The sequence below is a fragment of the Ulvibacterium sp. genome, assembly GCF_028285715.1.
Taxonomy (GTDB): Bacteria; Bacteroidota; Bacteroidia; order Flavobacteriales; family Flavobacteriaceae; genus Ulvibacterium.
This window is the reverse complement of the sequence record NZ_JANQOO010000035.1, coordinates 242,304-265,566: the sequence shown is the minus strand read 5'-3', so window position 1 is coordinate 265,566 and position 23,263 is coordinate 242,304. Positions and strand designations below refer to the sequence as shown.

The following is a 23,263-nucleotide window of genomic DNA, read 5'->3' as shown; positions in this document are numbered from 1 at the left end:
CCATGGATTTCGACAACGGCAAGCCTATTTATTTGCAAATCGTGGATTTGTTTTATGAAAACATATTAATGAAAAAGTGGACGGAAAATGAACGCATCCCTTCCGTACGGGAACTTGCCATGATGGTGGAAGTGAACCCCAATACGGCCATACGGGCATTTAACCACTTACAAGAGCTGGGGGTAATCCATAACAAGAGAGGCATCGGATATTTCGTTTCGGAAGATGGGTATAAAAAGATAATGGATATAAAAAAAGGGGAATTCATGGAGGTAACCTTGCCCGATGTCTTTAAAAAAATGAAAATGCTGGATGTAGAATTTGAAGAAGTAAAGAACACGTATGATACATACAGAAACAAAACCGACCATGAAAAGAAGTAATCTCATGGTATTGGGTGCATTGGGAGCCCTCTTCGTTTTTATGACTGCACTTCAGGTGAGAATGAAGGGTTACGTAAAGGAGGAAGTACAACGGGATTATGGGAAGTTTATCCAAAACGCTAGGAAGGTATCGGAATTCAGGGCAATTGTGGTCGGCGATGGTATCCAAGTCGATTTTGAACAAACTCCCCAAACAACAATTCGCATTGAGGCCCGTGAAAACCTGATGTCCTTTGTACAAACCGAAATTATTGGGGAAACCTTGATTATTGAAAAAACCAAGGAAATGCGAGGAAAAGACTCGGTAAGAGTGTTCATTTCAAATGCCCACCTGGATTCTTTGAAGGTAGGCCCAGGGGCATCCTTTACTACTTTAGGGGCAGTATCCGGAGAGGATTTGAAGCTAATTTTCAGGGGTGAAAGCGAAGGAGATATGGAATTGAACTATGAATTGGTACAGTGTTCATTTTCTTCCGATGCCGAAGTAGGTATAACAGGAAACAGTAAAGAAATCAAATTCTCAAAATAATCCTAAAAATAGCTTAAGTCGATTTAATTTAAAAATCATCAATCATCAATCATCAATCATCAATCATCAATCATCAATCATCAATCATCAATCAAAAAACGAACAATCATGAAAAAAAATCAAAGAACAGGTAGGTTAATCGGTCTATTACTTTTATTAATAGTTGTACTCGGAATTCCCTCGGTAAATCTTAGAGGTTTGTCCACCTCTATGGCCGCTTCCCCTGAATTTTTAAATGAAGTTTTCCAGAAATCCGTACAGATGCGATTTGCAGTGTTATTGGATATCATCACAAGTGCTTTATGGCTTGTGGTTGCTGTGATACTTTTTCCTGTCATAAGACACTATAGAAAAGGATTGGCCTTAGGTTTTTTTGGTATCTGGGTGGCTTATTTGGCCGTTATCCTATTTAGCAATATCAGCCATTTGTCCTTATTGTCATTAAGCCACGAGTTCGTAAAAACAGAAGCCACCAACTTGGATTTTTTCAACACTTTGGGTCTTCTGAAAATCGAAGACTATTTCTGGGCACATTTTATCGCCATAATGCTCTATGCATCTGCAGCCTGGATATTCTACTATTTTTTGTTCAGGACCCAACTGGTCCCAAGATTCCTATCCGCTTGGGGGCTCGTCGCCATTTCATTGGCCTTTTTGGCATGTTGGTTAAACATCTTTGATATCAGCGTCAGTTTTTACTTCTTTCTCCAAAACGGGCTGCATATGATAGTGTTGTTGCTCTGGCTTCTGATGAAAGGTTTCAACACACCGAAAACTACTGGACGACTCGCCTAAACATAAATTTCATCATCAATCATTAATCTTCCTGCCCTAGGCGGGTTTAAAACATACAGTTATGAATTCTGAAAATCATCCTGTCTCCATTTCCCGGAGAAAAACTATGTTTCCCAATAAGGCTCTAAGATCAGCTGGCATTATTTGGTTCGTTACCGCGGTCCTGGGTCAGTGGATCTTTGCTTTTTATGTCGCTGCTTTTTACGGAGGTGCCGCTGTAAGCGGGGACTTTATGAAATGGAACCGAGTATTGCCGCACGGCTACATTGAGGGGGATAAGATAGGCAATACTGCGGTTGCCTTACATCTTATTTTTGCTGTTGTCATTATGCTGGGCGGACCTCTTCAGTTTGTCCCTCAGATTAGAAATCGTTTTCGCAAGTTTCATCGTTGGAATGGAAAATTGTATTTGATAACTGCCTTTGTTACTAGTTTTAGTGGTATCTATATGGTCATTACCAAAGGTACCATAACCGGAATCACGGGTGATATCAGTGTCAGTTTTAATGGGGTCTTGATCATGCTTTTTGCCTTGTTGGCATGGCGAATGGCTATGACCAGAAATTTTAAGGCACATGAAAGATGGGTACTTCGTTTGTTTTTAGTAGTCAATGGAGTTTGGTTTTTCAGGATAGGCCTTATGCTATCCCTTTTTCTGAATGAAGGGCCTTTTGGATTTGATCCGGAGACTTTTCGCGGCCCTTTCATCACCTTTTTGGGCATAGGGCAATACGTGATTCCCCTTCTGGTTCTGGAGCTTTATTTTTTTGCAAAAGACCAAAACGGTACGCTCGGAAAGTTGACCGTGGCCACCGCCCTATTTGTGACAACCATTTTTATGGGACTTGGAATTTTTGCCGCTACCACGGGCATGTGGCTTCCACGCCTTTAACCTGTTTAATGAATATCGTTTGTAACTAATTGGACAACGCGACTACCAATAGGAGCCATGTTCCACTAAAAATTGAAAAAATGAGCAACTCTGTTTTAGGAAATCGACCGATCCGGGAAAAAAGTGAATTGGAGAGCGCTTATGAAAAACTCCTTGAGATAGAACAAAGTAAAAAATACCCTCAGTTCTATACTTTTCTAAGAACGACCGGTCTCCCCTACATACCATGTTCGGAAGATGATGTGGAAGTCCTCTATCAAAAGTGTTTCGAGACGCTACATAAATTAGGCGAAGTTTCAATTCCGGTCTCGGTCGCCTTGTCCATGCATTATTACGTTTTGGCGTCCATCGCAACCTACCCATTTAAGAAAACAAGTACACAGTATTGGAAAAGGGAGATATTACTGAACAAAATTAAAAAGGAGCGACTGTTTATAGCCAATACGGGATCTGTACGTACGTATGACGACGTTTTGGGAAATAAGGCGCTAATCGCCATGAAAGAAAAGGATAACTATATTGTATACGGCGAGGCACCATTTATGTCCTTGGCAGGGATTGCGGATTATTTGGTTTTTACCGCGGAATTATCCGATGGAGGCAAGGCCGTATTTTTCGCCGCTTCGGACGCCACTCAGATTGAGTTTACGGATACCGCTTTTGACAATACCATGCAGGGGTCGTATACAAAGTCGGTAAAATTCAAAAACTTGCGGGTACCCGTTTCAAATGTCATAAAGTTGGATGCCAATACAAAAGAAGAATCTGAGCTTTTGATATATCAGAGATCATGGTTTCAAGCACTGGTATCGGCACCATATTTAGGAGCCTCCCAACGTGTTATCCATGAGGTAAGCGACTTTGCGCGGCAAAAAATCAAAAAAGGGAAAAGGCTATCCGAATCCGAAAACTTTTCTGATAACTTGGGAGAATTAATCTTAAAATCTAAAGGAGCCAGACAATTGTGTAAACAAGCTGGGCATAGCCTTTCAAAATTCAAAAGGGGCGACAAGGCGCTTCTGGAAACACTTTTTGAGGCTTCGGTATTGTCCAAGTATTTCGCCACACACTACGCAGAAGAAATTGTAACCCAGGCAAGACATATCATGGGAACCCAATTCTTATCCCCACGGTCCATCACCAATAAAATCTATAAGGAAATTGTTTTTGGCCCTTTACAACCTATGACCGATATTGATATAAAGGCCTATTTTAGCCAAAAACTATAGATGAGAGCCATACGTAATGAAAGATATGGTTTGCCCGATGTCCTGCAATTGAAAGAAGTGGAGCGACCAATGCCTAAACCCAATGAGGTATTGGTAGAAGTACATGCTACGTCCATAAACTCATGGGATTGGGATTACCTCACAGGAAAACCCCGTATATACAGACTTTTATTTGGCCTGTTTAAACCAAAACATAAGACTTTAGGAGCCGATATCGCCGGGCGAGTAATAGCCATTGGTAAGGCAGTAAAACTTTTTAGACCAGGAGACTTGGTCTATGGAGATCTATCGTCATACAATTGGGGTGGTTTCGCCGAATTCGTATGCGCTGATGAAAAGCTCCTGTCGGTAAAGCCAGGCAACCTAACCCATGAAGAGGCGGCAGCTGTGCCCCAGGCCGGTGTTCTTGCACTGCAAGGGTTGCTTTACAATGGAGCTATTCAAGAAGGGCAGCAGGTTTTAATCAATGGAGCCGGGGGCGGTGTTGGTACCTTTGCCGTACAACTGGCAAAACTTTGGGGCGCAGAAGTGACCGCTGTAGATTGTCTCGAAAAGCTCGAAATACTTCGCGAATTAGGGGCCGACCATGTCATTGATTACCGACAAGTGGACTTTACGAAAACCGAAGAGAAGTATGATTTAATAATGGATGTTATTGCCCAAAGACCACTTTCCCGCTATAGAAATGTTTTAAGCCCCAACGGTGCCTTGGCCGTTGTGGGAGGTTCGGTAACATTCCTATTGAAACTGGCCCTTACGTCCGTATTTTCCAAGAGCTCCAACAAAAAACTGGGAATCGTAATGCACAAACCAAACCGAAAGGATTTAAAAGTACTACAGGAACTTTTGGAATCCGGAAAACTAAAACCCGTTTTGGATAAATGCTTCCCTTTGGCTAAAACCTCCGATGCCTTTGTATATTATGGAAAAAATCTTGCGAAAGGCAAAATTGTGATAACCATCCCTTGATTTAAGCGATTAGCTTAGAATTGAACAATTTAAAGAAAATCCAGGTCCAACACTATTTGCTCAAATACATCTTTCTACGTCCATATAAATCGTAAAACTCATCATCCTTCAAGCTATCGATAAATAAGATGCTTTCTCCAGTACTTTTCATTTCCGGGCCCAAATTTTTGTTGACATTCGGGAATTTATTAAAAGAGAAAACCGGTTGTTTTATGGCAAACCCTTCCAAATGGGGGTTGAACTTAAAATCCTTGATCTTATTTTCACCCAACATCACCTTTGTCGCGTAATTCACATAAGGCTCTTTGTAAGCCTTGGCAATAAAGGGTACGGTTCTGGAAGCTCTTGGGTTGGCCTCTATGATATAGACCATATCATCCTTAATGGCAAATTGGATATTGATCAATCCAACCGTGTTCAAGGCCAAGGCAATTTTCTTGGTGTGGTCCTTTATTTGCTGCATTACAAACTCACCTAAATTAAAGGGGGGAAGTGTAGCATTCGAGTCTCCGGAATGGATACCACAAGGCTCTATATGCTCCATAATCCCGATAATATAAATCTCTTCACCGTCGCAGATGGCATCGGCTTCGGCTTCTATAGCTCCATCCAGATAATGGTCCAAGAGGAGTTTGTTATTTGGGATTTTACGTAATAAGTCTACCACATGAGCCTCTAGTTCCTCTTTGTTGATAACGATTTTCATACCTTGACCACCCAACACATAAGAAGGTCTCACCAAAAGCGGGAAGCCTAATTCATCAGCCAAATGCAGTGCTTCATCCGCGGTTTCGGCCACCCCAAACTTGGGGTAAGGAATGTTATTTTCTTTAAGCAAGGTTGAAAAGCTACCTCGATCCTCGGCTAGATCCAAGGACTTAAAGCTAGTGCCTATAATCTTGATACCATACTTATCTAACTTTTCTGCAAGCTTTAAGGCAGTTTGTCCTCCCAATTGAACGATTACACCTTCTGGTTTTTCATGACGGATGATATCATAAATATGCTCCCAGAAAACAGGTTCAAAGTAGAGTTTATCAGCAGTATCAAAATCTGTGGAGACTGTTTCCGGATTGCAATTGATCATGATGGTCTCGTATCCACATTCGGCAGCGGCCAACACCCCATGGACACAACAATAGTCAAATTCTATCCCCTGCCCTATCCTATTGGGACCGGAACCCAGGACCACTATTTTCTTTCGGTCGGTAACCACACTATCATTTTCTACATACCGTTCTCCGTCTGCCATTTCGATTTCGGCTTCAAAAGTAGAGTAATAGTAAGGGGTCATCGCCTTGAATTCGGCCGCACAGGTATCCACCAATTTATAAACACGGTTAATGCCCATTTCGGCCCGTTTGTTATAGACTTCACTTTCCCAGCAATCCAACATATGGGCAATCTGTCGATCGGCAAAGCCTTTTTGTTTGGCTTCCAACATTAGCTCTTTGCTCAAAGTGGCTATGGTATAGGTAGAGATTTCCTTTTCCAACTGGTAGAGTTCCTCGTATTGTTTGAGGAACCACATATCTATTCGGGTTATGTCATGGATTCTACTTAGGGGAATCCCCATTTGAATAGCGTCATAAATTACGAATACCCGATCCCAACTTGGAATGGTCAACTTGCTTATAATCTGATTGTAGTCCGTATACCCCTTGCCATCCGCACCTAACCCGTTTCGTTTTATTTCCAGGGACTGTGTGGCCTTGTGCAATGCTTCCTGAAAGGAACGGCCAATGCCCATCACCTCTCCAACAGCTTTCATTTGCAAGCCCAGTGTACGATCGGAACCTTCGAATTTATCAAAGTTCCATCGTGGTATTTTTACGATTACATAGTCCAGTGTCGGCTCGAACAAGGCAGAGGTAGATTTCGTAATCTGGTTTTCCAATTCATCCAAATGGTACCCAACGGCCAACTTGGCTGCTATTTTGGCTATGGGATAACCTGTGGCCTTGGAAGCCAATGCCGATGATCGGGAAACCCTGGGGTTGATCTCAATGGCAATGATATCCTCCTTTTCATCCGGGCTTACGGCAAACTGTACATTGCAACCTCCAGCAAAATCACCAATGCTCCGCATCATTTTTATGGCCATGTCACGCATACGTTGGAAGGTCCTATCCGAAAGTGTCATGGCAGGGGCCACGGTAATGGAATCCCCGGTATGGATACCCATAGGGTCCATGTTCTCTATGGTACAAATGATAACCACATTATCGTTCTTGTCCCGTAAAAGTTCAAGTTCATATTCCTTCCAACCCATCATGGCCTTGTCAATCATGACCTCATGAATTGGTGATACCTCGAGCCCACGACTTAAGAGCTCATCAAAATCCTCAGGCCTATATACAATCGAAGCTCCGGCGCCACCCAAGGTATAGGATGCCCGAATAACCAAGGGAAAGCCAAATTCCTGGGCAATTTCCTTTCCCTTTAGAAAAGAAGTTGCGGTAGCTTGTGGGGCCATGCCTACCCCTATTTCCATCATTAGTGCCCTAAACCGCTCCCTGTCCTCGGTAATATCGATTGCGTCGATATCCACACCGATAATCTCAACATCAAAATCCTCCCAAATGCCCTTTTCGTCAGCTTCGATACAAAGATTCAATGCGGTTTGCCCTCCCATTGTCGGCAATACGGCATCTATTTGCGGATGTTTTTTTAAGATTTCGAGAATCGATTTTGTGGTCAATGGTTTGAGATAAATATGATCCGCCATGACCGGGTCCGTCATAATAGTAGCTGGATTGCTATTGATCAATATGGTCTCTATTCCATCTTCCTTGAGGCTTCTTAAGGCTTGGGATCCGGAATAGTCGAACTCACAGGCCTGGCCAATAATTATGGGTCCAGAACCTATTATCAAAATCGATTTTAAATCTTTTCTCTTTGGCATGTTGTATGTAAGGTTTAATCAGTTGTAACCGAAACAAGTTCGGCTTGGACAAAAAAAAGGTGCTACTTCCGAAAAAGTAACACCTTGGTATTGTTAAAATGTTCAATCATTATTTTTTGTGTCTCGGCTCTGAGGATACGGATAATTTTTTTCTTCCTTTGGCCCTTCTTCTGGCGAGTACCTTTCTGCCATTCGCAGTAGCCATGCGCTCCCTAAACCCATGTTTGTTCCTTCTCTTTCGTTTGGATGGCTGGAATGTTCTTTTCATTTTTGAGCCTTTAAAAACTTATTATACGTTGCAATGGACATTTTGCCCTCAAAATTCTGGGCGCAAATATACGAAGAGTTTTTGCTTTGCCAAATGTAAATATAAAAATGTTTTGGATTGTTTTTATTACTTTTGCCGCATTCGATAACTTGTATTTTCCCCACCTATGAAGAACATTTTGTCCCTCTCATTCTTACTGTTTTTCAGCGCCATGACCGTACTAGGTCAGGTAAAATTGGAATATAAGTTGGAAAAAGATGATGTATTCACCATAAAACAGGAAGCCAAACAGATAATTACCCAAAAACTTGATGGTGCCGAACACGAATTGACCAATGAAATAGACGGTGTTTTGGAATTTAGGGTTCTGGGTGAAGAAGATAATAATTATGAGATTGCGTTGACCTTTAAGGATCTTAATCTTAAAATGATATCTAGTATACAAGGAGAGTTGATGAATGTGGCCGCAAAGGAAATCGTAGAGGGTGATGTGCAATCCAATGTTTTCAACAGTCTCTTGGAACATCCCATACAGATGACCCTATCGCGAAATGGACATATCCTTAAGGTCAAGGGCGGCGATAGTTTGGTGGCAAAGATGGCCCAGGCTTCTGGGTTGGAAGATGAGTTTTCCCTGAATATGATGAAAAAATCCTTGGAAAAGGAATTTGGATCGGAGGCCTTGTCCAGTAGCTATGAGCAAATGACCTATCTCTATCCCCAGCAACAGGTTAAACCCGGAGATACTTGGGAGAATGAGTATTCTGGAAAGTTGAGCACAAAAAATACATGGACCTTGGAAACTATTAAGGATACCAGTGCGGAAATCATGGGGAAGGCCGAAGTAACCATGGACATTACTGAAGCTGCAACCACTATGAACCTAACCGGAACCCAGGATACCCACATTACCACCGATTTAACGTCCGGCTTTATAAAGACAATGAAGGTAGAGGGGAAATCCCAGGGCACAGGTACCATGGCACAACTTGGCGATCAAAAAATCCCGACTACTATCAAGTCCACCATTACATATGAACGAATCAACTAAGAATAAATATGTTCCACAAGAATATTAAACTCGTCATTGCCGGACTGATCATAGCTTATGCCATTTATCAGTTTACGGAAGGGTACATAGGTAATGGTATTACCTTGATTTTGTTTTCACTCATTTTCATCTTCCTATACTTCAGAAACGAGATGATTCTGTTGGCTTTTTTACGGATGCGAAAACAAGATATGGAGGGCACTCAAAAATGGTTGGATAAAATAAAAAACCCGGAGGCCGCATTAATCACCAAACAGCAAGGGTATTACAATTATCTTCACGGCATCCTGCACTCCCAAAAAAACTTGACCCAGGCCGAAAAATACTTTAGAAAAGCACTGAAATTGGGGCTTACAATGGACTATGATGTGGCCATGGCCAAACTAAGCTTGGCAGGGATAGCCATGCAAAAACGTCGTAAAAGGGAAGCCACTACCCTACTTCAAGAAGCTAAAAAGCTGGACAAGAACAATATGCTTACCGAGCAGATCAAAATGATGCAGCAACAGATGAAGAGAATCTAGGGATTACCGGATACCTTGTAGTAGCCTTTATTGGGAATTTCTATAATGTATTTTTTCTTGGAGGCATTATTAAGATGTGGTTCCCTCAGCCATGGATTATGACGCTTTAAAATCTTATAGTTTATTTCGTATTCTTGGGCGAAATCGGCAAAGCTTAAGACCGGCTCATCCACCTCAACCTTAAATGTAGGAACAACGGTGTACATGTCCTCTTGCTCTATTTCAAAACCATATTTTTCCGGATGGGATAGGATTTCTTTGATGGCCATGATACGGAACACATAACGTCCCGTTTCCTCTCCTAATAAAAGGTCATAATAATCCTTAACCTGCTGTATTCCCATAAATTTGTTGATAGATCCAGGGCCGGCATTGTAAGCAGCGGCGGTTAAAGTCCAACTTCCGTATTTCTCCTTCCACTTTAGCAGGTATTTACAAGCGACCTCTGTGGATTTTTCCAAATGATATCGCTCATCAACATTTTTGTTTACTTCAAGCCCATATTCCTGTCCGGTTCTTTTCATAATTTGCCAAAAGCCAGTGGCCCCGGCATGCGAAACCACGTTTTGAAGTCCACTTTCCGCTACGGCCAAATACTTAAAATCATCCGGAATCCCATTTTTGGCAAGGATGGGCTCTATTATCGGAAAGTATTTATGGGCCCGTTTCATCAACAAAAGGGCATTGGACTGCCAATAGGTGTTGACCAAAAACTCCCGGTCCACGCGTTCCATTACCTCCGGATCATTTTGCGGTACAGGCTCGCCGGCAAAATTCAAATCCTCAGGGATATCAATGGCAGATATTTTATATTCCTCGGCAACGTTCTTGTTGGGGTTGTTTTCTGCCATATCCATAGAATCTTCGCTTTGTTCTTCTACGGTATTTTGCACCGCAAATACCAATGTACTTATTACAAAGAACACTCCTAAAAGCATCAAAACGTTCTTTATTATCCTCATATTCCCAGATTTGTTGTTATTCAAAGGTATTAATACAACTCCCTTATTCCAAAATAATTGTAGGCAGATGTTCATTGAACCACTTGGCCCGATGAATGATCATGGTATGGGTACCATTTTTTACACTAATGCAATCCGTAATGTTTTCAATAGGGAATACTGGATCTTTTTCACCATGGATATGGACCAAGCGCTCTGGACAGTTTTGTTGCTCCCAATTTATGATTTGATCCAGGGACCAGTCTATATAATACTTATCCCTAATGGAAAGATATTGTTCATATAGTCTTAGCCGTTTGGTCAGGGTTTCCCCAAATGCATATTTGGCCAGAAGCTCTACATTATTGACCAGACCGGTGGGAAGTAATTTATGTGCTTTGGTGTATTTTGCAAAAACCATCTTCTTGGGCAATTCCGAAGAACTTTTTACACTGGATACTATGATCGTTTTTTTTACAGGAATATGTTTGGCCATTTCCTGAACGAGCATTCCTCCAAAGGACACCCCTAAAAGCACGGGGTTTTCATGAACGATTTTTTTGTTCATTTCAACGGCATACTCGGACAGCGTCATGCCACGTTCGGGAATAAACCATTCCAATAAATGCTGTTCAAATCTATCTTTGGGAAGTGCTATGTTTTCAAATATAGAGGGATTCGCGGCCATCCCAGGCATAAAATAAACATGGGTTTTATAGTAGGGCATAATGGCCTGACTTTGTGTTTTACTAGGAAAGTTCTATTTTTTTCCCTAATTTTGTACAATCATTGGAAGTTATCCCCAACCTCTCAATTTCAAAGTAAAAATATAAAATTACGATTGTAGAACATCGTGATTTTTTTGTCTAAGACCAACATTAAAATCAAACTATATGAACGAAATGGAAATCAAGGACAATAGTTTCTTGCGCCAATTTGAAACTAGGCTTAATGGACATCTTGCCAAAATCGAATACTCCTCGCAAGAAAGAAAGGTCTTTTTGACCAAACTGGTAGTGCCCGAAGAAATTACTAAGGAAGGTTTTAAAGAAGATTTTATAAAATCCGTCCTTAATCATATTCAGGAGCAAAATCAAAGAGTTGTTCCAACCAGCCCGCAGATAGCTGGTTTTCTTAGGAAAAATAGACAATACAAGGAGATGTTACCGGTAGGTATCAGAATCTAGAAAATTAAAATCCCGCGATTAGCGGGATTTTTTATGCCTCCACCTCACTTTCAACAAATTCAAATCGCACTAATCCGTCCCCATCGATTTTGGTCAATTCAATTTCATGTAGGGTATTTACCAATTCAGGATCCCAGGGCGTTTTTACCTTTATGTAGTTTTCGGTAAACCCATGAATATAGCCCTCCTTGTTTTCCCCTTCGAATAACACGGTTCGTACACTTCCCAACTGGCCTTCATAAAAAGCACGGCGCTTTTTGGCCGAAAGTCCTCGTAGCATTTTGCTTCGTTTGTTCCTGATATTTTTAGGAACAGCTCCATCCATACGGGCTGCGGGGGTGTTGTCCCTTTCCGAATAGGTAAACACATGTAGATAGGAAACGTCCAATTCGTTCAGGAAATGATAGGTTTCCAAAAAATGGGCATCGGTCTCTCCGGGAAATCCCACGATAACATCTACGCCTATGCAGGCATGAGGCATTGCCTCCTTTATTCGTTGCACCCTCTCCGTGTAGAGATTTCGTAAATAACGACGTCGCATCAGTTTCAAGATCTCGTCACTACCACTTTGTAATGGAATATGAAAATGAGGCACAAAGGAATTACTGTTCGCAACAAAATCAATCGTTTCGTTTTTTAACAAGTTGGGTTCAATGGAAGATATCCGAAGCCGATGAATTCCCGACACTTTGTCCAAGGCTTTGATCAAGTCCAAAAAAGTGTGCTCGTGTTTTTTATTTCCAAATTCCCCTTTGCCATAATCCCCGATGTTCACGCCCGTCAGTACAATTTCCCGAATTCCCTGGGAAGCAATTTGGGCGGCATTGCCCAATACATTATTCAGGGTATCACTTCTTGAAATACCACGCGCCAAGGGAATGGTACAATATGTACATTTATAATCACAACCGTCCTGTACCTTTAAAAATGCGCGTGTCCTGTCTCCTATGGAATAACTACCGACATAAAAATCGGCCTCCTCTATTTCACAGGAATGAATTTGAGCCACACCTCGATTCTGTCCCGGATGGCTATTCAGAAGATCATATATGTAATCGGTTATCTTAAACTTTTCTGTGGCCCCCAAAACCAAATCCACACCGTCGACAGCCGCCAGCTCTTCCGGCTTTAATTGGGCATAACAACCAATGGCAGCTACAAATGCCTCAGGATTATTTTTCAGGGCCTGACGTACAATGGTCTTAAAGCGCCTATCCGCATTGTCCGTAACGGAGCATGTGTTTATAACGTACATATCCGCCGGTTGCGAAAAGTCTACCCGCTCAAATCCTTCCGATACAAAACCTCTAGCAATGGTTGAGGTTTCGGAGAAATTTAGCTTACAACCCAGTGTATAAAAAGCGACTTTCTTTTTCATTTTTTGGACTGCAAATATAAGATAAAGTTGTTTTAGTCCGTGTAGTTCTCAAGTCTAAGCATATCAGTACCAACCTGAAATTGAATAACGAAACAGCTAAAGTTTCTCAATAGTTACGCCATTTTTGGGTCAGTTCAAAAACGTGGTTTAGGATATTGGCCTCCTTTTCATCAAACTCCACATGTCTTCTTGCCATCATCACCTTGGCCGCCTCAAACGCCTTTCTAGGCAAATAGGTACTAAAACCCGAAGCTCCGCCCCAGCTAAAACTAGGAATAAAATTACGAGGGAAACCCGGTACATAAATATTGGAGTTTACCCCTATTACGGTACCGGTATTGAACATGGTATTAATGGCCGTTTTACTGTGGTCTCCCATCATAAGACCGCAAAACTGTAACCCTGTCCTTTCAAATCGTTCGGTGGCATAGTTCCAAAGCCGTACCTTGGCGTAGTTGTTCTTTAGGTTGGAGTTATTACTGTCTGCCCCTATATTGCACCACTCGCCCAATACCGCATTACCGAGATAACCTTCATGCCCCTTACTGGAATAACCAAAGATTACCGAATTACTTATTTCACCACAAACTTTGCCATATGGGCCAACCGTAGTGGGACCGTATATCTTGGCTCCCATTTTTACCACGGCATTGTTGCACAGGGCAAATGCTCCTCGAATAAGATTACCTTCCCAAACTTCGGAATCCTTTCCCAAATAGATAGGACCTTCCTTGGCATTCAAAATACTATATTCCACTGTTGCCCCTTCTTCCAGAAATATGTTTTCCGGGTGTATTAATTGATTTGTATGAGAAATCGGTGCACTTTTTCTTCCTTTGGTGAGAAAATCGAAATCGGCCTTCAAGGCCTCCCCATTTTTGGAAAAGATGTCCCAGGTACGCTCAACCCTTAGCACCTCCCCTTCAAAGGCTACTTTTTTAAGAGTATAGAGTTCAGTACCCTGCCTAATTTGGTTGGCGCAATAAGCTATAATCTCATCCTTTAGATAAATCGCTTCATTCCGTTCTAGTCCTTTTACCAAATTGGCCAGTTCTGTATTGGGCAAGAAGGAGGCATTGATGAAGATATTCTCCTCCTGAAGAACAAGCGGAAATTTTTCCTGTAGATAATCCTCCGTCCTGGAACTTGTAATGGTACCGAGATAACGCTCCCACTTCTCCCGAATGGTTAAAATTCCGATACGGATGTCGGCTACTGGTCGTGTAAAGGTAAAGGGGAGTAAATGGTTTCTAACGTCTCCGTCAAAAAGGACATAATTCATTGTAGGGATGGTTTGGAACAAAATTAAAAAAATTACGCCCCCGATTTTGGTCGGAGGCGCTAACTATTTTTCCTACTAGGGTAAACCCTTACTTTTTGTCCGTTGAGGCGTCCTTTTGTTGGGCGACCGGTTTCTTTTTGAACTTATCGTATTTGCTCTTAAACTTATCTATACGACCTGCCGTATCCAAAAATTTGGCCTTCCCGGTGTAAAATGGGTGTGACGTTCTGGAAATCTCCAATTTAACCAATGGATATTCCACTCCGTCCACTTCTAAGGTTTCCTTGGTATTAGCGGTGGATTTGGTGATGAACACATCATCGTTTGACATGTCCTTAAAAGCGACCAATCTATAGTTTTCTGGGTGTATCCCTTTCTTCATCAGTACCGTACTTTAAAATACTTTTCGTAAAAGTGGTGCAAATTTAGACAATTTTCAGAAACCTACAATTTTAATCCTTAAAAAAAGAGAAACAAAATATTGTATCTTTAAATGTAACAAAAATGTGAAAAAGTATACTAAAGTAACGACAACCTAAAACATATAAACATGGAAGAAAATCAACCAAAAACTGGGAAATATGCACTTCGTTTTGGATTATTGCTAGGCCTTGTATCCATTGTTTTTTCAATAATGCTTTTTACAATGGATATGCATTATGAACAAAACACAATGGTACAAATAGTTTCCTTAATCTTGGCAGCTGCGGCAATAAGCTTGGGAGTTTCTCAATTTAAGAAAGATAACGGGGGATTTCTAAAGCTTTCCGAAGCCTTAAAAATAGGAACCGGTATAGCCCTGGTTGCCGGAATTTTAGGCTTGCTCTACTTTTTCATTCAGTCGAGCATTATTGAACCGGACTATTGGGACAAAGCCTATGAAATAGGAAAACAAAAGGCACTGCAGGACAATCCATCGCTTACGGAAGAACAGGTAGATCAAGGCATAGAAATGCAGAAAAAATTCAAATGGTTGTTCTACCCCATTGGCCTTATTATCAACATTATTGTGGGATTAGTATTGGGATTAATCATTGGATTAATCATGAAGAAGCAAAAACCCTCTTATTGATAGCAAAATTGTATTTTTGGGCAGATGCTTAGCCGTTTTTTATGAATCTGTCCATTGTAATCCCCTTGCTCAACGAGGAAGAATCCCTTCAAGAACTCCACGATTGGATCATAAGTGTCATGGAATCGAACGGTTTTTCCTATGAGATTATCTTTATTGATGATGGTAGTACCGATGGATCCTGGAAGGTGATTTCCAAGCTGTCCGAAAGGAACGATTATGTGAAAGGGATACGGTTTTTAAGAAACTTTGGAAAGTCCCAAGCCTTACATGCCGGGTTTAGGGCGGCTTTGGGCGATGTGATTATTACGATGGATGCAGATTTACAGGATAATCCGGAGGAAATCCCTGAATTGTATCGTTTAATTACCACTGAGGGATTCGATTTGATCTCTGGGTGGAAGAAAAAAAGATACGACGCGCTACTTTCAAAAAACCTACCTTCCAAACTTTTTAATTGGGCGGCTAGAAAGACTTCGGGAGTAAAGTTGCACGATTTCAACTGCGGGTTAAAGGCCTTCCGAAAGGCCGTTGTCAAAACTATCGAGGTCCGTGGGGAAATGCACCGGTATATCCCCGTTTTGGCCAAAAATGCAGGTTTTTCGAATATCGGCGAAAAAGTGGTACAACATCAGGCCCGCAAATACGGTAAAACCAAATTTGGAATGGAACGATTCATCAATGGATTTCTGGATTTAATAACTATTTGGTTCGTATCCAAGTTTGGTAAAAGACCGATGCACCTTTTCGGAGCACTTGGTGTTTTAATGTTTATTGTAGGTTTTGGGTTTGCTGCCTATTTAGGAATTGACAAACTTTTTATAAATCCATCTGGCCGTCTGATTACGGATAGGCCACAATTTTTCATTGCTCTCACTGCAATGATTTTAGGAACCCAATTGTTTCTTGCTGGTTTTATCGGCGAGATTATGATCCGTTCCAAAAAAAATGAACCGCGTTACACGGTTTCGGAAGAAATCAACTTCGCCCGGCAGGAAGAACAATATTCTTCGTAAATTTATGGCCTAAATACACATGCCTAAATGGACGCAATTCTAGAATCCGCCAAAAGCTGGTTGACCGATTTTTTTGATCCTTCCGTAAAAAAAGAAATTCAAGATTTAATTGAAAACGACACTGACGAACTTCAAGATCGTTTCTATAAGAACATGGAGTTTGGTACGGGCGGAATGCGAGGTATAATGGGCGTAGGCACCAACCGTATTAACAAGTATACTTTGGGCAAAAGTACCCAAGGCCTTAGCAACTACCTCAAAAAAACTTATGCTAATGATAGCCTTAAAGTAGTGATCGCCTATGACTGCCGTCACAACAGTGATACCTTGGCCCGCACTGTGGCCGAAGTATTTTCGGCAAACGGCATCCAAGTATATTTGTTTTCGGCCCTGCGCACTACCCCAGAGCTTTCCTTCGCCGTACGTTATCTAAGCTGTCATGCCGGGGTAGTGTTGACCGCTTCCCACAATCCACCGGAATACAATGGCTATAAGGTCTATTGGACTGATGGCGGACAAATTGTGCCCCCCCAAGATGGAGAGATTATCGCCGAGATCAATGCGCTTTCCTTTGAAGATGTCAATTTTAAGGCAGATGAAAACTTGATAGAACTTATCGATACCAAGGTGGATGAAGCATTTATGAAGGCTTCCGTAGCCAACGGGAATTTTAATACGTCGGGGAAGGATAATTTTAAAATTGTTTTTACCTCCTTACACGGCACCTCAATAACCGCCATTCCGGAAGTCCTTAAACGTTCCGGGTACAACAATGTGACCATAATCGAGGAACAGGCCACACCAGATGGGAATTTCCCTACCGTGGAGTCGCCCAATCCCGAAGAACCGGAAGCGCTTTCAATGGCCATCAAAAAAGCGGAGCAAATCCAGGCCGATATGGTGGTCGGAACTGATCCGGACAGTGACCGTTTGGGTATTGCCGTTCGAAATCTTGAGGGAGAAATAGAATTGCTCAACGGCAACCAAACTATGGTCCTGATGACAAAATTTCTTTTGGAAAAACAAAGGCAGAAAGGCTTCAAAGGAAATGAATTTATTGCTACGACCATTGTCTCCACTCCTATGTTGGAAAAAATGGCGATGGCCTATGGAGTTGAATATAAGACTGCATTGACCGGGTTTAAATGGATCGGTAAGATGATAAAAGATTTTCCGCAACAACAATTCATTGGTGGTGGTGAAGAGAGTTTTGGTTATATGGTGGGCGATTTTGTCCGGGACAAGGATGCCGTTACCTCTACCCTATTGGCCTGCGAAATTGCCACCGATGCCAAGGCAAAAGGTAGCTCGTTCTACAAGGATTTAATCGATTGCTATGTAAACTACGGTTTCTACAAGGAGAAATTGGTTTCCCTGACCAAGAAGGGAATGGAAGGGGCAGCAGAAATCAAACAAATGATGATCGATTTTAAGGAAAATCCTGTCAAGGAAATAGATGGTTCCAAGGTTATCGTTGTGGATGATTACAATACATCAACTTCCAAAAATATGACGACCGGGGAAGTATCGGAAATTGATATTCCAAAATCGAATGTATTGATCTATACCGCGGAAGATGGTACGCGAATGGCAGCAAGACCTAGCGGAACGGAACCCAAGATTAAATTCTACTTCAGCACTAACGCCCCTTTGGACAAAGCGGAAAATTTCAAAAAGGTAAATCAAGAGTTAGAGGCCAAAATAGGCCGTATCCTGAGCGAATTCAATTTAGGTTGATGGAATATTTCAAAAAAATCCTTCGCTTTGCGAGGCCCTACAAGAAATATGGTTTCCTGAATATTTTCTTTAATATACTCTATGCCCTGTTCAGTGCGCTCTCCTTTGCCGCCCTGATTCCGATGCTCAACGTCCTGTTCGACAAGACCAAGCAGCTCAGTGAACCACCGGCTTTTCAAGGAATCGGAAAGGCAAAGGACTATTTCATGGATTATATGAACTACCGGGTTACCCAGTATTCCGGCGATAACGAGATGAAGGGATTGGTGCTGGTCATTGGTCTGGTATTGTTTCTTTTTTTGTTGAAAAATGTGTTCAACTATCTGGCCATGTACTTCATCACTTTTCTCAGAAACGGTGTTTTAAAGGATATCCGAAACAGGATGTACCAAAAAATTACGGAATTGCCCGTCTCCTACTATTCCGAAAAGCGAAAGGGCGATGTCATTGCCCGTATTACTTCGGATGTATTGGAAATCCAACATTCCTTCCTTTCGATCTTGGAACTTATTGTTCGGGAGCCCTTGACTATCGTTTTTACTATTATCATAATGTTTCTCATTAGTGTGAAGCTTACGCTTTTTGTCTTCATATTTATCCCTATTGCCGGAGCGCTTATTTCCCGTATCGGAAAGTCCCTGAAAAAAAAGTCGGATCGCGTGCAAAAGGAACAGGGTGAATTCCTATCCATAGTAGAGGAAACCTTGGGCGGACTTCGGGTAATAAAGGCCTTTAACGCGGAATCCCGCTTTTATAAAACATTCAAATCATCTACCGATCGCTTCTTTAGGTTTTCGAATACGCTATTGAACCGTCAAAATCTGGCCTCGCCTACAGGCGAGTTTTTGGGCATTTTGGTCATCGGGGTATTGCTTTGGTTCGGGGGTAAAATGGTATTGGTAGATGGGACCCTGGATGCTGCTTCCTTTATTGCCTATATGGGGTTGGCATATAACATATTAACTCCGGCCAAGGCCATCAGCAAGGCCTCATACGGGGTAAAGAAGGGTAACGCTGCAGCGGAACGGGTATTGCAGGTCTTGGAGACCGAAAACCCGATTATGGACAAATCGGATGCTCTGGAAAAAGCAGATTTCAATACCGGTATCAGCTTGGAAAATATCTCCTTTAAATATGAGGACGAATATGTGCTGAAAGATTTTAATCTATCTGTGCCGAAGGGGCATACGGTAGCCCTGGTCGGGCAGTCCGGCAGTGGAAAAAGTACCATTGCCAACCTTGTAACCCGGTTCTATGATGTAAACGAGGGTGAAATCTCCATTGACGGGACAAACATAAAGGACTTGACCAAAAAATCCCTACGCAATCTTATGGGCTTGGTTACCCAAGATTCCATTCTGTTCAACGATACTGTAAAAAACAACATTTCCCTGGGTAAGGCAGACGCCACGGACAAAGAAATCGTGGAAGCCGCAAAGATTGCCAATGCCCACGATTTCATTATGGAATTGCCGGAAGGATATGACACTAACATTGGAGATAGTGGCAATAAATTAAGTGGAGGACAAAAACAACGTTTGTCTATTGCAAGGGCGGTTTTGAAGAATCCACCTATCATGATTTTGGATGAGGCTACCTCCGCACTGGATACGGAGAGCGAACGTCTAGTGCAGGACGCGCTGGAAAAAATGATGCGGAACCGTACCTCCATTGTTATTGCGCATAGGCTTTCCACCATTCAAAATGCGGACAGTATCGTGGTACTTCAAAAAGGAGAAATTGTAGAGCAAGGTTCCCATTCCGAACTGCTTTCCAACAAGGGAGTGTACAAGAAATTGGTAGAAATGCAATCCTTGGCTTCCTAGATTCTAGGAAGTTGGTAAGGTCACTCTCTTTTGTCTTTCGAAAAACCATTTGGAGATAAGCTTAAACCTTTTCCTATTTTTATAGTCCAAAAGACATATCGAAGAGAATTAATTTGATTTCGGAAGAGACCTTAGTCCAGCAACTAAAACAAAAGGAAACCCAAGCCCAGTCCTTTGAAGTGCTCATTAACACCTATAAGGAACGGCTCTATTGGCATATCCGAAGGATTGTTTTGGATCATGATGATACGGACGATGTATTGCAAAATACCTTTATAAAGGTTTTTAGAAATATTGAAGGGTTTAAAGGCGACAGCAAATTGTATTCATGGATGTATCGCATAGCAACGAACGAAGCCTTGACCTTTTTAAAGTCAAAATCAAAAAAAATGGGGCTCAGTGATGTTGAATTACAGGACAGAATGATAGGAAATCTAGAAGCCGATGTGTATTTTGAAGGTGATGCGATTCAATTGAAATTGCAAAAGGCCATTGCTGCCTTACCGGAAAAACAGAAACTGGTCTTTAATATGAAGTATTTTCAGGAATTGAAGTATGAGGAAATCTCCGAAATATTGGAAACCTCTGTGGGTGGATTAAAAGCCTCGTACCACCTTGCGGTAAAAAAAATAGAGGCCTCCCTAAAGGAGGATTAAACGTTTTAAGCTCCGAAAGTCAAAGTAAAGGCATGGACAAAAAATATAAAAAACAAGATTTTAAAACCCCTGAGGGCTATCTAGACCACTTTACCGAGAGGATGAGGCAAAAGTTGTCAGAGGAAGAAATCCATTTACCGGAGCAGGATGGTTTTGAAGTGCCAAAAGACTACTTTGAAAATCTCAATGAAAAAATAGTTCAAAAAATCCAGGACAACGAAACCAAGGTCGTAAAACTAAATCCTTATAAAAAATACTTTTACGCCGCCGCTTCAATTGCTGCTGTGCTTTTAGTAGTTTTCGGATTACGTTTAAGTAAAGAAGAGGAGTTTACCTTTGGGGATTTGGCCAATTCTGATTTGGAGAACTATTTGGAAAACAACGATTTGGGCCTAAGCTCCTATGAAATAGCCGAGGTTGTTCCTGTTGAGGAATTGGAAATCAACGATATACTAGAAAATCAAATCAACGATGAGAACATCATAGAGTATTTGGACAATACCGTGGATGATGTAGATGAACTAAACATAGAATTTGATGAATACGAACAATAGCATACGGATATTGATTTTGCTACTCCTGGCAACTACAGTCTTTTATGGACAGAATAGGCCGGTTAGAGACAAAATCAAGACACTCAAAGTAGCTTTCATTACAGAACGTTTGAATTTGACTTCCGAGGAGGCCCAGGTTTTTTGGCCTATCTATAATGAACACGAAGAAAAAATTGAAGCCCTTAAAAGAAAGGAAAGACGGGAAATTCGTGCCAGACTGCTAGATTTCGACGAATTGTCCGAAAAGCAGGCAGATGCCCTCCTTAATGATTTAATCGCCTTGGAGGACGAAAAACACCGGCTAAACGTTGCCTTCTTGGAAAAAATGAATAGGGCCATAACTGCCAAAAAAACATTTCTCCTTATAAAAGCCGAGGAGGACTTTAAAAAGCGGTTACTGAAAGAAATGCGGGACAGACGGCGCAGTGGTGGCTAATATGGGGACAAAGAATTCGACAAAAGGCAAAAAAGGGCGCTCTATAGCGCCCTTTTTCATTAAACCTTCCCTTCCTTGATCAGTCAAAAAGATGTAACCAGGCTCGGTAAATTAATCCAAGTCGTAAAATTTATGTTATGAAGAATCTAAAGTCAATTTTACTTATTCTGATATTGTTCGGAACCTTATCCGCCGTAAACGCCCAAAGGAGGGTCGTTAAGGTATACCCTAGAATCGGTACGGTAGTCTCCACCGTTCATCAACCTAGACTAGTGGTGCATAGGGGCGTTAATTTTCATGTCTCCAATGGGGTTTGGTATCGATTTAGAGGAGGAAGGTATGTGGTCAGTGCGGCTCCAGTAGGCATCCAGGTAAGGCACTTACCGAGAGGGAACAAAGTTGTTCGCATTAATGGAAGGAAACTATACAGATACCGAGGTGTTTGGTATAAAAAGTATGGTAGGGGCTATATGATAGTGAATGTGTAATTGATAGTTCATTCCGGCAAAGTGAGGTCTGGTAAATGATAAGCCGTTCTCATTTTGCCAGGAATGATAATTTTGCCACTCTTCCCTTTCCTGCGGCATAGGCAATGGAATCATTCAAAAAACGAACGGTGTAAAAAGGTTCATCGGACATTGTCTTCCAAGTCTTCCCCGAATCGAAGGAATACGATATTCCCGTAAAGCCAAGGGCCACGATTTCTTTTCCTTTTGAATTGGGAACGAACTGTACGCAACTTTTATACGATGGGTTTTGTCCATCAGCTAACAATTGCCAGGTTTTCCCACCATTTTTGGTAATGGCCTTATTAGCCAGATTGCCTTCAGGCTTGGTGAAATCTCCACCAAAAACCACACCTACACTTTCATCATAAAAATCAATGGAGTAAATTCCTTGGGTAGGTTCCGCACTCTGTATTGGTGTCTCATATACCTTCCAGGTCTGCCCTTTATCCGGTGAAAAATAAATACGTCCTTCCGTTGTGGCAATCCAGGTTTTGTTGCCTAAGGTTGCTATATTGGAGTTGCTGGCAGCAAAGGCACCTTCACCTACAATACCTTGTGGCAGAAGGTTACAGGCCAGTTTATTCCAAGTACTTCCCCCGTCCCTTGTAATGATTATGGCAAGGCAACCTCCCACACTATCCCCAATGGCAATCCCCTCCAAATCATTCCAGAAGGTCATCGCATCATAGAAAACTCCATCGCCTTCTTCCCTATAGACAAGTTCCATCCTCCCTTTATCACCTGTTTTGTACAGCAATGCGGGGCTACCAACGGATAGCATAAAAAAATCCGTGGCCGTATGCGTTATGGCCCTAAATTCTGGGATTATGGAATCAAAGTGCTGTACATTGGTCCGTATAGTACCTGAGGAGAGGTCAATGGTGCCAAAGGTTCCCTTATTTGCGGCAAACGCTAAACTGTTACCCATAATTTCTATCGCTCGAATGCTAAGGGAATCTTCATAGATCACTTCTATTTCGACGGATGAGAACGGGTCTCTTTCTTTGTCCTTGGAGCAGGAAGTCAATAACAGAAAAATTAGAGCCAAAGGGATAAATCGCATAGCGATAAAGTTTATCAAAATTAAACGGATTGCCTCTAAAACAATACCTTTGCAACCTTAT

The 23,263-nt window shown here is 41.8% G+C and carries 25 protein-coding genes; 17 read left to right on the top strand and 8 right to left on the bottom strand.

What is annotated here, in order from left to right; all coding sequences use genetic code 11:
• Window positions 1-2: 2 nt before the first annotated feature.
• The 6 genes from Q0993_RS19020 (at window position 3) to Q0993_RS18995 (ending at window position 4,797) form a co-directional block, all read left to right on the top strand.
• Complete coding sequence (locus tag Q0993_RS19020) at window positions 3-383, top strand: GntR family transcriptional regulator (protein WP_299536189.1); 381 nt, start codon at window positions 3-5, stop codon at window positions 381-383.
• Window positions 370-912: a DUF2807 domain-containing protein gene (locus Q0993_RS19015; protein ID WP_299536187.1), complete on the top strand. Its 543-nt coding sequence runs from the start codon at window positions 370-372 to the stop codon at window positions 910-912. Before Q0993_RS19020 ends, Q0993_RS19015 begins: the two co-directional genes overlap by 14 nt.
• A 108-nt stretch (window positions 913-1,020) precedes the next feature.
• Complete coding sequence (locus Q0993_RS19010) at window positions 1,021-1,707, top strand: DUF4386 domain-containing protein (protein ID WP_299536185.1); 687 nt, start codon at window positions 1,021-1,023, stop codon at window positions 1,705-1,707.
• Between the two features lie 61 nt (window positions 1,708-1,768).
• Window positions 1,769-2,599: a DUF2306 domain-containing protein gene (locus Q0993_RS19005; RefSeq protein WP_299536182.1), complete on the top strand. Its 831-nt coding sequence runs from the start codon at window positions 1,769-1,771 to the stop codon at window positions 2,597-2,599.
• An 80-nt stretch (window positions 2,600-2,679) separates the two neighbouring features.
• On the top strand, window positions 2,680-3,828 hold the full coding sequence (locus Q0993_RS19000) for an acyl-CoA dehydrogenase family protein (RefSeq protein ID WP_299536179.1): 1,149 nt from the start codon (window positions 2,680-2,682) through the stop codon (window positions 3,826-3,828).
• Window positions 3,829-4,797, top strand: coding sequence for an NAD(P)-dependent alcohol dehydrogenase (locus Q0993_RS18995; RefSeq protein ID WP_299536177.1), 969 nt, complete (start codon window positions 3,829-3,831; stop codon window positions 4,795-4,797).
• 52 nt (window positions 4,798-4,849) lie between these two features.
• Here the strand turns inward: Q0993_RS18995 and carB are convergent, their stop codons facing one another.
• Window positions 4,850-7,702 carry a carbamoyl-phosphate synthase large subunit gene (gene carB, locus Q0993_RS18990; protein WP_299536175.1) on the bottom strand — a complete coding sequence of 951 codons (2,853 nt, stop codon included), beginning with the start codon at window positions 7,700-7,702 and terminating at the stop codon, window positions 4,850-4,852.
• Window positions 7,703-7,811: 109 nt separating this feature from the next.
• Window positions 7,812-7,970, bottom strand: a complete 159-nt coding sequence (gene rpmH, locus Q0993_RS18985; RefSeq protein ID WP_120711769.1) for a 50S ribosomal protein L34 — start codon at window positions 7,968-7,970, stop codon at window positions 7,812-7,814.
• Between the two features lie 166 nt (window positions 7,971-8,136).
• Between rpmH and Q0993_RS18980 the strand changes: the two genes are divergently transcribed.
• Both Q0993_RS18980 and Q0993_RS18975 read left to right on the top strand, forming a co-directional pair.
• Window positions 8,137-9,021: a DUF6263 family protein gene (locus tag Q0993_RS18980; RefSeq protein ID WP_299536161.1), complete on the top strand. Its 885-nt coding sequence runs from the start codon at window positions 8,137-8,139 to the stop codon at window positions 9,019-9,021.
• A gap of 8 nt (window positions 9,022-9,029) precedes the next feature.
• Window positions 9,030-9,545, top strand: a complete 516-nt coding sequence (locus tag Q0993_RS18975; RefSeq protein ID WP_299536158.1) for a DUF2892 domain-containing protein — start codon at window positions 9,030-9,032, stop codon at window positions 9,543-9,545.
• Here Q0993_RS18975 and Q0993_RS18970 read toward each other — a convergent pair.
• Together Q0993_RS18970 and Q0993_RS18965 are read right to left on the bottom strand one after the other, a co-directional pair.
• Window positions 9,542-10,507 (bottom strand): lytic transglycosylase domain-containing protein, encoded by a 966-nt coding sequence (locus Q0993_RS18970; RefSeq protein WP_299536155.1) that lies wholly within the window; start codon window positions 10,505-10,507, stop codon window positions 9,542-9,544. The two genes, Q0993_RS18975 and Q0993_RS18970, sit on opposite strands and share 4 nt — an antisense overlap.
• 43 nt (window positions 10,508-10,550) lie before the next feature.
• A complete protein-coding gene (locus Q0993_RS18965) occupies window positions 10,551-11,213 on the bottom strand; it encodes an alpha/beta hydrolase (protein ID WP_299536152.1) in 663 nt (220 codons plus the stop codon).
• A 166-nt stretch (window positions 11,214-11,379) separates the two neighbouring features.
• On the opposite strand from Q0993_RS18965, the gene Q0993_RS18960 reads away from it, so the two are divergent.
• Complete coding sequence (locus tag Q0993_RS18960) at window positions 11,380-11,673, top strand: GNAT family N-acetyltransferase (protein WP_299536149.1); 294 nt, start codon at window positions 11,380-11,382, stop codon at window positions 11,671-11,673.
• 31 nt (window positions 11,674-11,704) lie between these two features.
• On the opposite strand, the gene mtaB is transcribed toward Q0993_RS18960, so the two are convergent.
• The 3 genes from mtaB to Q0993_RS18945 all read right to left on the bottom strand — a co-directional run bounded on the left by mtaB (window position 11,705) and on the right by Q0993_RS18945 (window position 14,715).
• Window positions 11,705-13,051, bottom strand: a complete 1,347-nt coding sequence (mtaB, locus tag Q0993_RS18955) for a tRNA (N(6)-L-threonylcarbamoyladenosine(37)-C(2))-methylthiotransferase MtaB (protein ID WP_299536146.1) — start codon at window positions 13,049-13,051, stop codon at window positions 11,705-11,707.
• 106 nt (window positions 13,052-13,157) lie between these two features.
• On the bottom strand, window positions 13,158-14,333 hold the full coding sequence (locus tag Q0993_RS18950; protein ID WP_299536143.1) for a GlmU family protein: 1,176 nt from the start codon (window positions 14,331-14,333) through the stop codon (window positions 13,158-13,160).
• A gap of 88 nt (window positions 14,334-14,421) precedes the next feature.
• Window positions 14,422-14,715: a type B 50S ribosomal protein L31 gene (locus Q0993_RS18945; protein ID WP_299536140.1), complete on the bottom strand. Its 294-nt coding sequence runs from the start codon at window positions 14,713-14,715 to the stop codon at window positions 14,422-14,424.
• 168 nt (window positions 14,716-14,883) lie between these two features.
• Here Q0993_RS18945 and Q0993_RS18940 point away from each other — a divergent pair, with 168 nt between their 5' ends.
• The 8 genes from Q0993_RS18940 (at window position 14,884) to Q0993_RS18905 (ending at window position 22,118) form a co-directional block, all read left to right on the top strand.
• The gene (locus Q0993_RS18940; RefSeq protein WP_299536137.1) at window positions 14,884-15,405 is read left to right on the top strand and encodes a DUF4199 domain-containing protein; all 522 of its coding nucleotides are present in this window, start codon (window positions 14,884-14,886) and stop codon (window positions 15,403-15,405) included.
• 41 nt (window positions 15,406-15,446) lie between these two features.
• The gene (locus Q0993_RS18935; protein ID WP_299536134.1) at window positions 15,447-16,421 is read left to right on the top strand and encodes a glycosyltransferase family 2 protein; all 975 of its coding nucleotides are present in this window, start codon (window positions 15,447-15,449) and stop codon (window positions 16,419-16,421) included.
• Between the two features lie 27 nt (window positions 16,422-16,448).
• Entirely contained in the window at window positions 16,449-18,158 is a 1,710-nt protein-coding gene (locus Q0993_RS18930; protein WP_299536131.1) for a phospho-sugar mutase, read from the top strand.
• Window positions 18,158-19,984: an ABC transporter ATP-binding protein gene (locus Q0993_RS18925; protein ID WP_299536128.1), complete on the top strand. Its 1,827-nt coding sequence runs from the start codon at window positions 18,158-18,160 to the stop codon at window positions 19,982-19,984. Before Q0993_RS18930 ends, Q0993_RS18925 begins: the two co-directional genes overlap by 1 nt.
• 113 nt (window positions 19,985-20,097) lie before the next feature.
• Window positions 20,098-20,640: an RNA polymerase sigma factor gene (locus tag Q0993_RS18920; protein WP_299536126.1), complete on the top strand. Its 543-nt coding sequence runs from the start codon at window positions 20,098-20,100 to the stop codon at window positions 20,638-20,640.
• A gap of 32 nt (window positions 20,641-20,672) precedes the next feature.
• Window positions 20,673-21,194: a hypothetical protein gene (locus Q0993_RS18915; protein WP_299536124.1), complete on the top strand. Its 522-nt coding sequence runs from the start codon at window positions 20,673-20,675 to the stop codon at window positions 21,192-21,194.
• Complete coding sequence (locus Q0993_RS18910; protein WP_299536122.1) at window positions 21,178-21,630, top strand: hypothetical protein; 453 nt, start codon at window positions 21,178-21,180, stop codon at window positions 21,628-21,630. The genes Q0993_RS18915 and Q0993_RS18910 overlap by 17 nt, the downstream gene beginning before the upstream one ends.
• 137 nt (window positions 21,631-21,767) lie before the next feature.
• The gene (locus Q0993_RS18905; protein ID WP_299536120.1) at window positions 21,768-22,118 is read left to right on the top strand and encodes a DUF6515 family protein; all 351 of its coding nucleotides are present in this window, start codon (window positions 21,768-21,770) and stop codon (window positions 22,116-22,118) included.
• A 49-nt stretch (window positions 22,119-22,167) separates the two neighbouring features.
• Here Q0993_RS18905 and Q0993_RS18900 read toward each other — a convergent pair whose 3' ends face one another.
• Window positions 22,168-23,202 (bottom strand): oxidoreductase, encoded by a 1,035-nt coding sequence (locus Q0993_RS18900; protein ID WP_299536118.1) that lies wholly within the window; start codon window positions 23,200-23,202, stop codon window positions 22,168-22,170.
• Window positions 23,203-23,263: the final 61 nt, after the last annotated feature.